Source organism: Streptomyces decoyicus (assembly GCF_019880305.1).
In the GTDB taxonomy this organism is placed as follows: domain Bacteria; phylum Actinomycetota; class Actinomycetes; order Streptomycetales; family Streptomycetaceae; genus Streptomyces; species Streptomyces decoyicus.
In genome coordinates this window covers 7,755,498-7,768,677 of record NZ_CP082301.1, presented here as the reverse complement: position 1 = coordinate 7,768,677, position 13,180 = coordinate 7,755,498, and the positions used below count along the sequence as shown (strand labels likewise).

Genomic DNA, 13,180 nt, shown 5'->3' with positions numbered 1-13,180 from the left:
AGGCTGACACGATCCGCGCCCCGGCGCACCGGTCCGTACCGGACTTTCCGGCGCAACAGGCCCACCTCCTGGCCGCCGAACCCCGCCGTCCCAGGGGCAGGCCGGACCGCCCGCCTCAGAGCTCCCCGTACGCCTCGCCGCCGAGCTCCAGCCGAGCGGTGCCGGCGGTGGTGTCCGCGAGCCAGCCGCGGAAGGCGTCCAGATCGGCCTCCGGCAGCCCGATCTCGATGCGTACCTCCGCCCCGTAGGTCACCTCGCGCACCGCCCGTCCCGTCGTGCGCAGATCGTTCTCCACCCGGCCCGCGCGCTGGTGGTCGACGGTGACCGTCACCAGGCGGAAGCGCTGCCGGGTGACCGTGCCCAGCACGTCCAGCGCCTCGCCGACGACGCCTCCGTACGCACGGATGAGGCCGCCCGCGCCCAGCTTGACCCCGCCGAAGTAGCGGGTGACGACGGCGACGACGAAGCGCACCTCGCGGCGCACCAGCATCTGAAGCATCGGTACGCCCGCGGTGCCGCCCGGCTCGCCGTCGTCGCTCGCCTTCTGGATGCCGCCGTCGGCGCCCAGGACGTAGGCGAAGCAGTGATGGCGGGCCGTGGGGTGCTCCTTGCGGATGCGCGCGATGAAGTCCTGGGCCTCGGCCTCGGTCGCGACCGGCGCGAGCGCGCAGAGGAAGCGGGACTTGTTGATCTCGATCTCGTGGACGCCCTCGCGCGCGAGCGTGCGGTACTGCTCCTGCATCCGGCCAGCCTATGCGGCCCCTGTGACCGGCGGACACCGGCCGCTCCCCCGGACCGCGCCGCGCTGGGGTGTCCGCCGTAAGGGCGCGGGTGTCCGCCGTACGGGCGCGTTCCGCGCGGCCAGGCGGCGTACCCACCCCGTCCGCACGGTGCGTCGGTGAGACGTCCGCCCCGGCCGTGGGCACTGTGAGGTCAGTGCGAGAGCCTCGTGTTTCCGGGGCCCCGCTCGTACGTGTAGGAACGGCGGGTTTGCGGAGGGCTGCATGGAAGAGAGCACACAGTCGGCGATGACGGCGGGAGTTCCGGTGACGGGCGAGGAGATGCCCGAGCCCCCGCCGGAGGTCATCGAGGCGGCACGCAAGGCACCCGACCACTGGCTGGCCATGGTGGATCTGACCTGGCAGGGCGAGGGACCACCGCCCCTGTGGGCGCTGATCGGACAATGGCGCTCGAGCCCGACGGGCGAGATCGTGGAGTGGCGGGACAACCCGGAGTACCGGCCGTCACCCCAGATGCTGGACTGGGCGGAGCCGACCGACGCGGTCGACAGCGCAATCCAGCTCGCCGCGACCGGCTACGGACCGGGCGAGGCCGTCTCCGAGGCGCTGGCACGCGCGGAGGTCTCCGTCCTGGTCACCGCGACCGGTACGCCACTGGCTGCCGCCTCACCCGAGGGCACCCCGGTGATCCCCGTCTACACCTCGCAGAGCTACCTCGAATCGGTGGGCCGTCTGCTGTACGACCGACGGCCGGTGGCCGAACTCGTCGAGCAGCTGCCGCCGGGGCATGCGCTGTACCTCAACCCGACCGGCCCGGTGAGCATGCTGGTGGACACCGAGGAACTGCGCGCCACGCTGGGCGGAGCATCCGGTACGACGGCCGAGACGCGGGAACCCGTGGCGCCGCGGCCCGGTACCGGAGCCGGCGGCGCCGAGCCGGTGGGCAGCGGCCGGGCGATCGGCAAACCGGCCCGTGCCGCGACGGGCAGCACCGTCGTCGGGGCCGGGCTGGCCGGCAGCGGAAGGTCCCGCGGCGCGAACTGAGCCGCGGGCGCAGAGAACCCGCCCCGCCCGTCTTCCCCTTCGGGCGGGGCGTCTGCCGTCCGGCGCACACCCACCGCTGCACGCCGCACGGTCCGAGGGCCGCGCGTGTGGATCGTGCCGGCCTGAGCCAAGCGAAAGCCCCTGGTCGTCTCCCGCGACGGGAATCTCCGGGTCGCGCCGTCCGTTGATCCGCACAGGACCCTTCCATCCGCAGGAGGCAGTGCGTGTACGGCGACCCCAGCACGATCCGCAAGATCCTCACCGAGCTCGGCGAGACCTGGGCCGTCGTGGGCCTGTCCCACAACGAGCAGCGCGCCGCGCACGGCGTCGCGGAGGTGTTGCAGCGGTACGGCAAGCGGATCGTGCCGGTGCATCCGAAGGCCGAGACGGTGCACGGCGAGCAGGGGTATCCCTCGCTGGCGGCGATTCCGTTTCCGGTCGACGTGGTCGATGTGTTCGTCAACAGCGAGCATGCGGGCGGCATCGCCGACGAGGCCGTTGCGGTCGGGGCGAAGGCCGTCTGGTTCCAGCTCGGGGTGATCGACGAGGCGGCCTGGGACCGGGTGCACGACTCCGGGCTCGACATGGTGATGGACCGCTGTCCGGCGATTGAGATTCCCCGTTTGGGCTGAGCGGCGGGTGCGTTAGCGTCCGGGCATGATCGTGACCCGAGCCGCTGTTCCCGAGGACGCCACCGAACTCGTCCGGCTGCGTCGGCTGATGTTCCTTGCGATGAACGGGCGCGATTCTCCGGGGAGTTGGGAGCGGGACGCGGAGACGACGGTGCGGCGGCAGCTGGCCGGCCCGGCTGCCCGGCTGGCCGGATTCGTGGTGGCGGGTGACGAGGCGGGTGCGCCGCATCTCGCGGCGTGCGCACTTGGGACCATCGAGGAACGGCTGCCGTCACCGAGCCACCCGTCGGGGCACTTCGGCTTCGTCTTCAACGTCTGTACGGACCCCCGCTACCGGGGCCGCGGCTATGCGCGCGCCACGACGGAGGCACTGCTGGGCTGGTTCGCCGAGCGGGGCGTCACCCGGGTCGATCTGCATGCCACCGACGATGCCGAGCCGCTGTACCGCAGCCTGGGTTTCGCCGAACACTCCCTGGCGCTGTCACTGGACGTGCGGTCCGGCGAGTGCGCCGTCCCGTAGGCCTCGGCCCCCGGGCCGTAGGCCCCGCCCCCCGGGCGCGCCACGGAACTCCCGCGAGCCATCCCGCCCCCGAGCGGGGTGGCTCTTTCGCACCGTGAACTCCGCCCGGCCGAACTGCCTCCGGTCGGCTTCCGTTGGGTTTCCGCACGCTTGCCTGACCTGAGGACACGACCGCCCCGACCCGGCGGCGCACCCGTGTCTCAGGTGGGACGGCGCTGATCGTCGCTGTTGAGGCGCAGCTGAGCGGCGTGGCGGGTGAAGGTGGCGACGCGGGTGGCGAGGTCCGGGTGGTCGTGCTGGAGGTGCGGCTGAGTGGCGGCCAGGGGGATGAGGAGCTGGGCGGCGTCATTGTCGGCGAGGGCCTGGTCGAGGTGGGCGAGGGGGGCGCGGGCGCCGGCCGGGAGGTTGGTGAGGGCGGTGATCTGGCCGGCGAGCCGGCGCAGGTCGGCGGCGTTGTGGCGGGCCCAGGCGGTGACGGTGCGGTCGGCGGCGCGGCGGTCGCGGGTGGCTTTGACGCGCTCTTCGCCGGTGGTGTTGGCGGCGCCGGGCCGCAGGCGGAGGTAGCGGCGCTCGGCTGCCTGGCGGCTGGCGACGCCGAGGGGCTGGGCAAGGTCCGCCCAGCTGGCGCCCGCCTCCCGGGCCGCTTCGATCAGTCCGCTCTCCCAGCCCGCCAGGTGTTCGCGGACTTCCCTGAGCAGCAGGAGAGAGGCCAGGGCCTCGTCCTGGGGTACTGCGCCGGGCCCCTGCGGTTCGTCGTCCTGCACGGTGTGGGCGGCGCGCAGCGCTTCCCTGATGGCGCTCAGCGCAGCGGCGGTCGCGAGGAAGGACCCGGGGGCAGCGTTCGGGCCGGTAGCAGGGCTGGGCTGGTCGGCTGTGGGCACCGTGACCTCCTTCATCGCGTCATCGATTCGACGACACTCCACTTGTCATCCATTGGATGACATGCTACAACGGGTGTCAGGTGAAGCGCATTGGCAGTTACTGCCTGAGTCCTCTGGAGGTGTTTCGCGATGTTGATGCGCACCGACCCGTTCCGCGAGCTCGATCGGCTCACCCAGCAGCTCATGGGCACGTCCGGCACGTGGTCCCGGCCGTCCCCGATGCCGATGGACGCCTATCGCGAGGGCGACGAATACGTCATCGCTCTCGACCTGCCCGGCGTCTCCACGGACGCGATCGATATCGACGTCGAACGGAACATGCTGACCGTCAAGGCCGAACGCCGGCCGGTCACCAAGGGCGACACCGTGCAGATGGAGCTCTCCGAGCGCCCCCTGGGCGTCTTCTCGCGCCAGCTCATGCTGGCCGACACCCTCGACACCGAGCACATCAAGGCCGATTACGACGCAGGCGTCCTGACCCTGCGCATCCCGATCGCCGAGCGCGCCAAGCCCCGCAAGATCGCCATCGGCCGGGACTCCACGCAGAAGCAGATCAGCGGCTGAGCCGATCACACCCGTATCAGCGGCGGAGGACAGGGCAGATCTCCCCTCCCTCCTGGCCCCGTCCTCCGCGCACGCTCCGAAGGGGGCATCCGCGATGACCCTGCGGTGGGAGGCGTTCCTGACCCACGTCCAGGAACGCGGCGAATACGGCACCCCACAGGAGGCGGACCGGGCGACCCGAGTCGTCCTGGCTCTGCTCGGCGCCCACCTGGTGGGACACGAACGAGCCGAGCTCGCCGCCCGGCTGCCGGAAACCTACGCCCTGATCCTTCTCAACCCGCTACAGGCCGATGAACCGCTCTCCGCCGAGCGGTTCGTGCAGGCGACCGCGGCCTGGATCGAGGGAGCCACCAAGGAGACCGCCCAGTGGGACATCGGCGCCGTGCTCAGCGTCGCCGCGGACGCGGCGGGCGAAGAGCTCATGCAGCGCATCCTGCTCCAGCTCCCACCGGGCTACGACCTCCTCTTCGGCCACCCCCAGCCCATGTGAGCCCCGAACACGGGCAAGGCGCCCAGCACACGACAACACGATTCCCTTGAGGAGAAAGGCGACGTTCCCCCATGTCCCTGCAGCCTGAAGCGGTCCGTCCAGCACCGGGCATGACCTTTGACCAGTTGCTGGAACGGGTCCGGTACGACGGTGCGTACCCCACCCGCGAGCGGGCCGAAGAAGTCGTGGGCGCCGTGCTGGCCGCACTGGGCCGCCAGCTCACCGGCGAGGAACGCGTCGACCTGGCAGCCCGGTTGCCCGTCGAGGCCGCCTTGCTTTTCACCGCCCAGATCCCCGGCACCGAGCAGTTGACCGGCTGGGGCTTCGTCAAGGACCTCGCCACCCGCACCGGTGGCACACCGGCCACCGCACGCTGGGATGCCGGCGCCGTCCTCACCAGCGTCGCCCAGCTCGCCGGGCCCGGCCTCCTCACCCGTGTCCTCGCCCAGCTGCCCCCCGGGTACGCGCTTCTGTTCGGCCGCGCCGAACTCACTCAGACCGCCGGAAGACAGCCGCTGAGCGCGCCCTGCCGGTGAGTACCCCCTCCCCGTGAGACGCCCGTCTCCCGTAAGTACGCCCTTCCGGCCGACAGCGGGCCGGCCTTAGAGGAGCTAACAGAAAGCCTCTGTGTGGCCATGCCTCTGTCTGTGGTGGCTCGTTGGGTAGGTCATGGGGAAGGGGAAGCATCCGCCGTGGGTGGTAACGGATGACTTGTGGGGGCGGTTCGAGCCTCTGTTGCCGGTGCGTGAGCGCAGGTCCCGCAACGCTGGTCGTTTGCCGTTGGACGACCGGCGTTGTCTGCAGGGGATTCTGTTCGTGCTGCATACCGGTATCCAATGGGAGTGGCTGCCGCAGGAGCTCGGCTTCGGTTCAGGTATGACGTGCTGGCGCCGACTGCGGGACTGGAACGAGGCCGGGGTGTGGGACCGACTCCACCAGGTGTTGCTGACCGAGCTGCACCAGGCGGGGAAGCTGGACTGGTCGCGGGCGGTGATCGACGGCTCGCACCGGCAGGCACGTCGCGGCGGCCCAAAACCGGCCCGAGCCCGGTCGACCGTGCCAGACCGGGCTCGAAGCACCACGTGATCACTGATGCCCATGGCACCCCGCTGGCCATCACGCTCACCGGCGGCAACCGGCACGATGTCACCCAGCTGCTGCCCCTGCTCGACGCGATACCCCACATCAAGGGACGCACCGGCAGACCTCGTCACCGGCCGCGGAAGCTGTTCGCCGACCGCGGCTACGACTTCGACAAGTACCGCCGCCTGCTGTGGAAACGTGGAATCAAGCCGGTCATCGCACGACGCGGCATACCGCATGGTTCCGGGCTCGGCACCGTCCGCTGGGTCGTTGAGCGCACGAATGCCTGGAGCCATGGCTTCCGTCGACTGCGGATCCGTTGGGAGATCCGCGACGACGTCCACGAAGCCTTCCTCAAACTGGCCTGCTGCGTGATCACCTACCGACGCGTCCAAGCATTCTGTTAGCTCCTCTTAGTCCAGGTGGGAAACCTGGTAGTGGCTGATGTACCAGCCGCCCTCCATGTGCCTTACCAGCACGGCGAGATGAACGGCGAGCGCAGGCCGGTCGGTGAACGAGAAGTCGACGCTCAGGTAACCGAGCACGAGGTCGTCGGCGAGCCGCCTGGTTTCGAGAATCCGGTACGCGGCCGTCATGCCGAGCGGCTGGGAAGCGTAGTAGTCGGCGACGCCCCGTCGTCCGACGCTGTAGGGGTGCAGCCCCTGGAAGATCGTGTCTTCGGTGAAGTACGAGGCGACCCGCTGGGGTTCGTGTGCGTCGACGGCCGCCTGCCACCGGTCGAGAACGCCGCGCAGGATGGATTCGTCGTCCTTCGTGCTGTTCATCGGGGCCTCCTGTCGGGTGGAACGAGATCCGGTCGGTGTCCGGGTAACGGCCCCCGGGCGCCGCCGTGTTCGATCGCGGCGGCGCACTCCGGCCCCGGCCGATCCGGACGGCCGGGGGTAGGCGGCACCTAAAAGCCTGGGTCATTCGGGTGCGGGGACAGCGGCGTCACCGTGTCGTGCCGCCACACCCGCAGCGGCATCGACGCGAGCATCTGCTCCAACTGCTCCGCGCCGTCCGCACGGAAAAGCCCCCAGGTGCGCCATTCACCCGGGGCATGCGGCGGACGCCACAGCCGCGCCAGGCTTCCCTGCGCGGCCAGTTCCCGCGCCCGCGCCGCTTCCCGGGCCCGGAGCTCCTCCACGGACTCCTCCGACGTGCCCTCCGGAACGGTGGTCACCATGTCGACCAGGAACTCCATGCGCGGCCCTTCTCGTCACGTCACGTCACGCCATGTCGTGTCATGTCGTGCCCGATGACGCAAACCCTAGACGCGGCCGCCGCTCATCGGTGATCACGTACGGGCGCGGCGCGCCGGATGATGACCCGGACGAAACGGCCTGGGGGGAGACAGCCCCCAGGGAGTGGCTCCCCTAGGCGATGCCCAGCCCGTCCAGGACCGTGGCGCCGGGCAGTTCGGCCAGTGCCTTGCCGGGAACGATGAGCTTGCCGCGGCGGCTGCCGCTGCCGATCAGGGCGTAGGGGATGTCGGCGACGGCGGCGTCCACCAGCAGCGGCCAGCCGACGGGCAGGCCGATCGGGGTGATCCCGCCGTACTCCATCCCGCTGTCGCCGACCGCCTTGTCCATCGGCGCGAACGACGCCTTGCGGGCGCCCAGTTGACGCCGCACCACGCCGTTCACGTCGACGCGGGTGTGGGAGAGCACGACACAGGCGGCCAGGGTGGTTTCGCCGCCGCGCTTGCCGGCCACCACCACACAGTTCGCCGACTGTTCCAGGAGCCAGGCACCGTGGTGCTCGACGAGCAGTGCGGTGTCCGCGATGGCCGGGTCCGTCTCGACGTAGCGCAGTTCGCCGACCGGCACGGATCCACTCCAGGCGCGGATCGCGGTGGCCACCGGCTCGACCAGCAGATCCAGGCACTCGGCAGCGGGGCGGACATCGTCGAAAGCATCCATCGGCACACGCATGGCGCCAAGCTAACAGCCCTGCCGGGGCGGTGGCGGACCGTCTCAGCGGGCGGGCGGGATGATCACCGACATGGTCATCTCGACAGGTTCCGCACCGTCGTTGCGGTAGCCGTGCGCGACCTTGGCCTCGAAGGTCGCCGAGGCGCCGGCGGCCACCGTGTGCTCCTCACCGTCCACGACCAGCGTCAGCGTGCCGGCCCGGACATGGAGCAGTTCCACGGTGCCGGACGGATGCGGATCCGAGGCGCTGCTGTCGCCGGGCATCAGGCGCCAGTCCCACAGTTCGTACGGCCCGGGTGCCTCGGCGCCGACAAGGAGCGTGGTGAAGCTGCCGGCCTCGGTGGACCACAGGCGGACCGCCTCGCTCGGCTCCACGATGCGCACCTGCGCGCCCTGTTCGTAGTCGAGGAGCGTGGTGATGCTGACGCCGAGCGCGTCGGCGATCTTGACGGTGGTTCCCACGCTCGGATTCGTCCGGGCCTGCTCGATCTGGATGATCATCCCGCGGCTGACCCCGGCACGGGCCGCCAGTGCATCGAGGGTGAAGCCGCGCTCGGCGCGCCAGTGCTTGAGGTTGCGGGCGAGCGACTGCGTGAGCTGGTCGAGGTCCGTCACGGTCCGTCCAAGTCGGAGGGCAATATATTGGATGCCGCGATGCAGTTCACTGCACTACGGTGTGGTGTACTTCAGCGTCCGGTTCACTGTACTGCGAGGTTTCACCATGACAGCGGTCTTCGCCCTGGCCACCAGCCTTCTGTGGGGGCTCGCCGACTTCGGCGGTGGACTGCTCACCCGACGCCTGCAGGCGCTGACCGTGGTGGTCGTCTCGCAGACCCTGGCCGCCGTGGTGCTGGGCGCCATCGTGCTGGCCACCGGCGGCTGGCGGGAGGCCGGACCGCAGCTGTGGTTCGCCGTCGGGGCGGGCGTCGTGGGGCCCGCCGCCATGCTCTGCTTCTACCGCGCCCTGGCGCTCGGCCCGATGGGCGTGGTCTCCCCGCTCGCCTCGGTCGGCACCGTCCTCGTACCGCTCGGCGTCGGGATCGTGGCGGGCGAGCGGCCGGGGCTGCTCCAGGCCTCCGGCATGGTCGTGGCCGTGATCGGTGTCCTGCTGGCCGGTGGCCCACGGGTCAGCGGGGCGTCCGTGGCCCGCCAGACCATCGTGCTGACGCTGGTCTCGGCGCTCGGGTTCGGCGCGGTGATGGCGCTGATCTCGGAGGCGTCGACGACCCTGACCGGGCTCTTCCTCGCCCTGTTCGTACAGCGGGTGTGCAACGTCGCCGTCGGCGGCGCCGCCCTGTACGCGTCGGTACGGCGCGGCACCCCGGCGCTGCCCGAGGGCGGGCTCCCGGCCCTGCGGGGTGAGCTGCCCGCGCTCGGTTTCGTCGGGATCGCCGATGTCGCGGCCAACGGCACCTACGCCCTGGCCGCCCAGAACGGGCCGGTCACCATGGCGGCGGTGCTCGCCTCCCTCTATCCCGTCGTCACCTCGCTCGCCGCACTCGGCGTCCTCAAGGAGCGGCTGCGGGCGATCCAGACGGCCGGCGCCTCCCTCGCACTGGTCGGCTCGGTGCTGCTCGCCTCGGGAAGCTGACACGGACGGGGCCGACAACGGCGGCCCCGTTCTGCCTGACGGCGCCTCAGGACGCTTCGTACGCCTCCTTGGCTTCCTCCGCCTGCCAGGCGCGCAGCGCGACCAGCTGGTCAGAGGTGACACCCTCGGGGATCGGCACCGGCGCCGGCGTGCGCAGCGGCGGCTGCCAGCCCTGCTGGGGATCCCAGCTGCGGACGACCTTGGCGGGCGCACCGGCGACCACCGCGTGATCGGGGACCTCACCGCGGACCACGGCCCCGGCGGCGACCACGACATTCCGCCCCAGCCGCGCCCCGGGCAGGATCACCGCCCCGGTACCGATCCAGCTGCCGGCGCCGATGGCCACCGGGTCGGTGCGCGGCCACTGCTTGCCGACCGGCACGTCGGGGTCGTCGTAGCTGTGGTTGGTGGTGGTGACGTAGACACCGGGGCCGAAGAAGCAGTCGTCGCCGATCGTCAGCCGGACATCCGCGATCACATGGCTGCCGCGGCCGAGCACCACACCGTTTCCCAGGGTGAGGATGGGGTCCGGGCCGAGATCGAGGTCCGGCATCATGCCGGCCGTGAGCGTCACGTCCTGGGCGATGATGCAGTAGTCGCCGAGCTCGATCCACGGGTCGCCGAAGAGCGTGCCCTGCGGAAAGGCGAGCCGGGTGCCGGTACCGATCCGCCGGAAGCGGTAGGGGCCCGGGCGTTCGGCCGTGACGGCCGCGACTTCTCTCACCCAGCGAGCGCCACGGTGGACCGCGCGCGACACCGCCCGGCGCCGCCAGGCCGCGACGGATGAGAACACGTTCTGGTTTATCGGCACTCGCACACCGTACTCAGCCTGCGGACAGCGGGCCCCGCGCCGGGCTGTGATCTTCGCCCCACCGGCGGCCGTCCCTGCCCGGCGCGGCGGCCGTCGTCTACGGTGCTGTTGGCGCGGCGCACAACGGCAAGGAGATCCAGAGATGGCGGGACGGGCGTTGGTTTCACCGGTGGGCGGCAAGGAGCCGAAGGTCGATCAGGAGGCATTCACCGCCCCGACGTCCGTCGTACTCGGCGAGGTCACCATGGCCGCGGGCGCCAGCGTCTGGTACCACGCGGTGCTGCGGGCCGACTGCGGCCCCATCGTGCTCGGCCCGGACAGCAACATCCAGGACAACTGCACGGTGCATGTGGATCCCGGCTTCCCGGTGACCGTCGGCGCGCGGGTCTCGGTCGGGCACAACGCGGTCCTGCACGGCTGCACCGTCGAGGACGATGTCCTGATCGGCATGGGTGCCACGGTGTTGAACGGGGCGCACATCGGCGCCGGCTCGCTGATCGCCGCGCAGGCGCTGGTCCCGCAGGGCATGCGGATTCCGCCCGGCTCACTGGTCGCCGGGGTACCGGCGAAGGTCAAGCGGGAGCTGACCGGTGAGGAGCGCGAACTCCTCACCGTCAACGCCACGATGTACGTGGAACTGGCGGCACAGCACCGGGAAGCATTCACGGCCTCCGAGGAGTGAGCCGGACACGCGGCCGAGCGGAGCCCGGCCGCCCGCCGCGGTGCGGACCGTGGAAGGGCCCGCACCGCGACCGGCGTCAGCGCCGGGCGGAGGCAGCGACGGTCAGCGCGGAGGACAGCAGCTCGGCGTCGAACAGGGTGGCGTCCGCGAGGCGGTTGGCGTTGGCGTACGCGTTCAGCATCAGCTTCGCGGTCCGCAGGGCCGAGGGGGAGCGGCGGACCAGCGGCTTGATCCACCGCGTGACGGCGCTGTCGAGCTGATCCTCGGGGACGACCTTGTGGAGGATGGACAGCTCCTGCGCGGTGGCGGCGTCGAAGTTGTCCGCGGTCAATATCAACTCACGGATCCTCGCCGCGCCCGCCTCGTGCAGCAGCCGCGGCATGATCCCGCCCCAGGCGGGCGGCACCCCCAGTCCCAGCTCCGGCAGCCGGAAGCGGCAGGTGTCCGCGCCGACCCGCAGATCGCAGAAGACCGCGAGCCCCACTCCGGCCCCGACCACCCCGCCGTGCAGCCGCGCGATGGTCACCGCGTCGGTGCTCGCAAGGGCGTCACACACCCGTCGCGCCTTGTTGCCGAGGGCCCGCAGCCCCACTCCGCTGGGGTCCTCGGCGAGCAGGGCGGGGAACTCCGCCCGGTCCCCGCCCAGACAGAAGTCCTCGCCCGCGCCGGAGAGGACCAGGACCCTGATACCGGCCTCGTCGTCCAGGGCTCCCAGTACGGCGAGCAGCTCGTCGAGGATCTCCCCGGAGATGGCGTTGCCCGTCTCGGGGCAGTTCAACTGCACGGTGAGGACGGGCCCCTCGTGTGTCACGAGGAGGGACTTGAAGTCGTGCATCATGGCCGTTCCTTGTTTCGTTGTTCCGCTGTGCGGGAGACCGGTGCGCCGGGTGTGTCAGACACGGACGACCGGAAGCGTGATCAGGCGGCGGAAGGCCACGCGTGGCTCCCAGAGGGGAGGAGCGCTGATCCGTAGTCCGGGCAGACGCTCGAGCAGCGCGGTGAGCAGGCACTCCGCCTCCAGACGGGCCAGCGCGTTGCCCAGGCAGTAGTGGATTCCCCCGCCGAAGCTGAGGTGGGAGGCGCGGCGGCTGATGTCGAAGACTTCGGGGGCGGCAAAGTGGTCCGGGTCGTGATGGGCGGCGCCGACCATGATCTGCACCATCTCGTTCTTGCGGACGGTCACCCCGGCGAGATCGGTGTCCTCGGGGGCCACCCGGCTGATCATGTGGATCGGGGGGTCGTGGCGGAGCACCTCCTCGATCGCGTCCGGTATCTGCTCGGGGTGGACGCGCAGCCAGTTCAGCTGGCGGGGGTGCTCCAGGAGCAGCCGGACCATGCTGGAGAGGACATGTGCCGTGGTCTCCAGCGCCGCCAGGACCATGAACAGCGTGAGGAAGTAGACGTCCTCGTCGGCGGCTTCCCGGTCGGGTTCCTGCTTGTCCCAGGCGCTGAGCCACGACGAGACCGGGTCATCCCCCGGATTTCTCCTGCGCTCGTTCACCAAAGAAGTAAAATATTCATGCAATTGGCGGGTCGACTCGTCGGAGAGCGAGAGCTGGCTCGGAGTCGGAAACAGTTCCTGGGTATACACCTGGTCGTGGGTGAGCGAGCGCAAAAGCGCGTAGTCGGCCGGCGGGATCTGTAGCCATTCGCCGATGGTAATCACCGGAAGTTCTTCGCTGACCAGTGCACAGAAATCGGCCGGTCCCTGCGTGAGTTCCTCTTCGAACCGGTCGAGCAGTCGGTTTGTCGTCTGCTCGACCGACACCCTCATCCCGGCCAGGGAGTTGCGGTCGAAAACGTTGCCCACCAGCCGCCGCACACGGGTGTGGTGCGGCGGGTTGAGCATGGGCATGGTGCCGCCCATCTGGCGTGACGCGCTGGCGCTCCAGCGGGCCGCATCGACCTGGCGGGCCCGCCAACCACGGTCGGGGACCCGCCAGGATCTACTTCGCAAAAGCTGGTGACACAGGCCGAAAGAGATCACCAAATGGCCGCCCCATGGCGCCGGGACAATATCCCCCATCGCCCTGAGTTTCGCGTACAGCGGCAACGGATTCGACTGGCCGTCGGCCGTGCGCAGACGGGAAAAAAGCGAAACCACACTGCGCCGGTCGACGGGGGCTGCGGCCAGAGCGGGCTGCAAGGCGATACCTTCTTTCAGAAGATCACTCGATAGTGGCCAGCCCTGCATACCCCTGCTACTGA

At 70.5% G+C, this 13,180-nt stretch carries 18 protein-coding genes; 9 read left to right on the top strand and 9 right to left on the bottom strand.

Features of this window, described 5'->3' with window-relative positions; all coding sequences use genetic code 11:
• Positions 1 to 115: 115 nt before the first annotated feature.
• On the bottom strand, positions 116 to 742 hold the full coding sequence (locus K7C20_RS33865) for a YigZ family protein (RefSeq protein ID WP_053209828.1): 627 nt from the start codon (positions 740 to 742) through the stop codon (positions 116 to 118).
• 262 nt (positions 743 to 1,004) lie between these two features.
• Here K7C20_RS33865 and K7C20_RS33860 point away from each other — a divergent pair, with 262 nt between their 5' ends.
• From K7C20_RS33860 to K7C20_RS33850, 3 genes are all read left to right on the top strand, one after another.
• Positions 1,005 to 1,784, top strand: a complete 780-nt coding sequence (locus K7C20_RS33860) for a type VII secretion system-associated protein (RefSeq protein ID WP_030089225.1) — start codon at positions 1,005 to 1,007, stop codon at positions 1,782 to 1,784.
• 224 nt (positions 1,785 to 2,008) lie between these two features.
• On the top strand, positions 2,009 to 2,416 hold the full coding sequence (locus tag K7C20_RS33855) for a CoA-binding protein (RefSeq protein ID WP_030089223.1): 408 nt from the start codon (positions 2,009 to 2,011) through the stop codon (positions 2,414 to 2,416).
• A gap of 25 nt (positions 2,417 to 2,441) precedes the next feature.
• The gene (locus K7C20_RS33850) at positions 2,442 to 2,936 is read left to right on the top strand and encodes a GNAT family N-acetyltransferase (RefSeq protein WP_053209827.1); all 495 of its coding nucleotides are present in this window, start codon (positions 2,442 to 2,444) and stop codon (positions 2,934 to 2,936) included.
• Positions 2,937 to 3,136: 200 nt separating this feature from the next.
• On the opposite strand, the gene K7C20_RS33845 is transcribed toward K7C20_RS33850, so the two are convergent.
• The gene (locus K7C20_RS33845; protein ID WP_107083472.1) at positions 3,137 to 3,817 is read right to left on the bottom strand and encodes a type III effector protein; all 681 of its coding nucleotides are present in this window, start codon (positions 3,815 to 3,817) and stop codon (positions 3,137 to 3,139) included.
• 129 nt (positions 3,818 to 3,946) lie between these two features.
• Between K7C20_RS33845 and K7C20_RS33840 the strand changes: the two genes are divergently transcribed.
• The 4 genes from K7C20_RS33840 (at position 3,947) to K7C20_RS33825 (ending at position 6,361) form a co-directional block, all read left to right on the top strand.
• Entirely contained in the window at positions 3,947 to 4,381 is a 435-nt protein-coding gene (locus K7C20_RS33840) for an Hsp20/alpha crystallin family protein (protein ID WP_030089214.1), read from the top strand.
• A 94-nt stretch (positions 4,382 to 4,475) separates the two neighbouring features.
• Entirely contained in the window at positions 4,476 to 4,871 is a 396-nt protein-coding gene (locus K7C20_RS33835; protein ID WP_030089212.1) for a DUF2267 domain-containing protein, read from the top strand.
• Positions 4,872 to 4,942: 71 nt separating this feature from the next.
• Entirely contained in the window at positions 4,943 to 5,407 is a 465-nt protein-coding gene (locus K7C20_RS33830; protein WP_030089209.1) for a DUF2267 domain-containing protein, read from the top strand.
• 133 nt (positions 5,408 to 5,540) lie between these two features.
• Positions 5,541 to 6,361, top strand: a protein-coding gene (locus tag K7C20_RS33825) for an IS5 family transposase (protein ID WP_209443987.1) whose coding sequence is annotated in 2 segments (ribosomal slippage) — positions 5,541 to 5,904 and positions 5,904 to 6,361 — 822 coding nt in all. Because the reading frame shifts where the segments join, the coding sequence is not laid out codon by codon here.
• Positions 6,362 to 6,367: 6 nt separating this feature from the next.
• Here the strand turns inward: K7C20_RS33825 and K7C20_RS33820 are convergent.
• The 4 genes from K7C20_RS33820 to K7C20_RS33805 form a co-directional block, all read right to left on the bottom strand.
• Entirely contained in the window at positions 6,368 to 6,739 is a 372-nt protein-coding gene (locus K7C20_RS33820; RefSeq protein WP_030083881.1) for a YybH family protein, read from the bottom strand.
• A gap of 128 nt (positions 6,740 to 6,867) precedes the next feature.
• Complete coding sequence (locus K7C20_RS33815; RefSeq protein ID WP_030083879.1) at positions 6,868 to 7,158, bottom strand: muconolactone Delta-isomerase family protein; 291 nt, start codon at positions 7,156 to 7,158, stop codon at positions 6,868 to 6,870.
• A 172-nt stretch (positions 7,159 to 7,330) separates the two neighbouring features.
• Entirely contained in the window at positions 7,331 to 7,888 is a 558-nt protein-coding gene (locus tag K7C20_RS33810; protein ID WP_053209823.1) for a YbaK/EbsC family protein, read from the bottom strand.
• Between the two features lie 42 nt (positions 7,889 to 7,930).
• Complete coding sequence (locus tag K7C20_RS33805) at positions 7,931 to 8,503, bottom strand: helix-turn-helix domain-containing protein (RefSeq protein WP_030083876.1); 573 nt, start codon at positions 8,501 to 8,503, stop codon at positions 7,931 to 7,933.
• Between the two features lie 106 nt (positions 8,504 to 8,609).
• Between K7C20_RS33805 and K7C20_RS33800 the strand changes: the two genes are divergently transcribed.
• Entirely contained in the window at positions 8,610 to 9,479 is an 870-nt protein-coding gene (locus K7C20_RS33800) for a DMT family transporter (RefSeq protein WP_030083874.1), read from the top strand.
• A 46-nt stretch (positions 9,480 to 9,525) separates the two neighbouring features.
• Here the strand turns inward: K7C20_RS33800 and K7C20_RS33795 are convergent, their stop codons facing one another.
• Positions 9,526 to 10,290, bottom strand: coding sequence for an acyltransferase (locus tag K7C20_RS33795; protein WP_030083872.1), 765 nt, complete (start codon positions 10,288 to 10,290; stop codon positions 9,526 to 9,528).
• A 142-nt stretch (positions 10,291 to 10,432) separates the two neighbouring features.
• Between K7C20_RS33795 and K7C20_RS33790 the strand changes: the two genes are divergently transcribed.
• On the top strand, positions 10,433 to 10,972 hold the full coding sequence (locus K7C20_RS33790) for a gamma carbonic anhydrase family protein (RefSeq protein ID WP_030083870.1): 540 nt from the start codon (positions 10,433 to 10,435) through the stop codon (positions 10,970 to 10,972).
• A gap of 76 nt (positions 10,973 to 11,048) precedes the next feature.
• On the opposite strand, the gene K7C20_RS33785 is transcribed toward K7C20_RS33790, so the two are convergent.
• Together K7C20_RS33785 and K7C20_RS33780 are read right to left on the bottom strand one after the other, a co-directional pair.
• Positions 11,049 to 11,810 carry an enoyl-CoA hydratase/isomerase family protein gene (locus K7C20_RS33785; protein WP_030083868.1) on the bottom strand — a complete coding sequence of 254 codons (762 nt, stop codon included), beginning with the start codon at positions 11,808 to 11,810 and terminating at the stop codon, positions 11,049 to 11,051.
• Between the two features lie 54 nt (positions 11,811 to 11,864).
• Positions 11,865 to 13,118, bottom strand: a complete 1,254-nt coding sequence (locus K7C20_RS33780) for a cytochrome P450 (RefSeq protein WP_030083866.1) — start codon at positions 13,116 to 13,118, stop codon at positions 11,865 to 11,867.
• Positions 13,119 to 13,180: the final 62 nt, after the last annotated feature.

What these genes read in the sequence shown, in the direction of transcription:
- K7C20_RS33865 (WP_053209828.1), bottom strand. Translation starts at nt 742, where the DNA reads ATGCAGGAGCAGTACCGCACGCTCGCGCGCGAGGGCGTCCACGAGATC.
- K7C20_RS33860 (WP_030089225.1), top strand. Translation starts at nt 1,005, where the DNA reads ATGGAAGAGAGCACACAGTCGGCGATGACGGCGGGAGTTCCGGTGACG.
- K7C20_RS33850 (WP_053209827.1), top strand. Translation starts at nt 2,442, where the DNA reads ATGATCGTGACCCGAGCCGCTGTTCCCGAGGACGCCACCGAACTCGTC.
- K7C20_RS33840 (WP_030089214.1), top strand. Translation starts at nt 3,947, where the DNA reads ATGTTGATGCGCACCGACCCGTTCCGCGAGCTCGATCGGCTCACCCAG.
- K7C20_RS33835 (WP_030089212.1), top strand. Translation starts at nt 4,476, where the DNA reads ATGACCCTGCGGTGGGAGGCGTTCCTGACCCACGTCCAGGAACGCGGC.
- K7C20_RS33830 (WP_030089209.1), top strand. Translation starts at nt 4,943, where the DNA reads ATGTCCCTGCAGCCTGAAGCGGTCCGTCCAGCACCGGGCATGACCTTT.
- K7C20_RS33820 (WP_030083881.1), bottom strand. Translation starts at nt 6,739, where the DNA reads ATGAACAGCACGAAGGACGACGAATCCATCCTGCGCGGCGTTCTCGAC.
- K7C20_RS33815 (WP_030083879.1), bottom strand. Translation starts at nt 7,158, where the DNA reads ATGGAGTTCCTGGTCGACATGGTGACCACCGTTCCGGAGGGCACGTCG.
- K7C20_RS33810 (WP_053209823.1), bottom strand. Translation starts at nt 7,888, where the DNA reads ATGCGTGTGCCGATGGATGCTTTCGACGATGTCCGCCCCGCTGCCGAG.
- K7C20_RS33800 (WP_030083874.1), top strand. Translation starts at nt 8,610, where the DNA reads ATGACAGCGGTCTTCGCCCTGGCCACCAGCCTTCTGTGGGGGCTCGCC.
- K7C20_RS33790 (WP_030083870.1), top strand. Translation starts at nt 10,433, where the DNA reads ATGGCGGGACGGGCGTTGGTTTCACCGGTGGGCGGCAAGGAGCCGAAG.
- K7C20_RS33785 (WP_030083868.1), bottom strand. Translation starts at nt 11,810, where the DNA reads ATGATGCACGACTTCAAGTCCCTCCTCGTGACACACGAGGGGCCCGTC.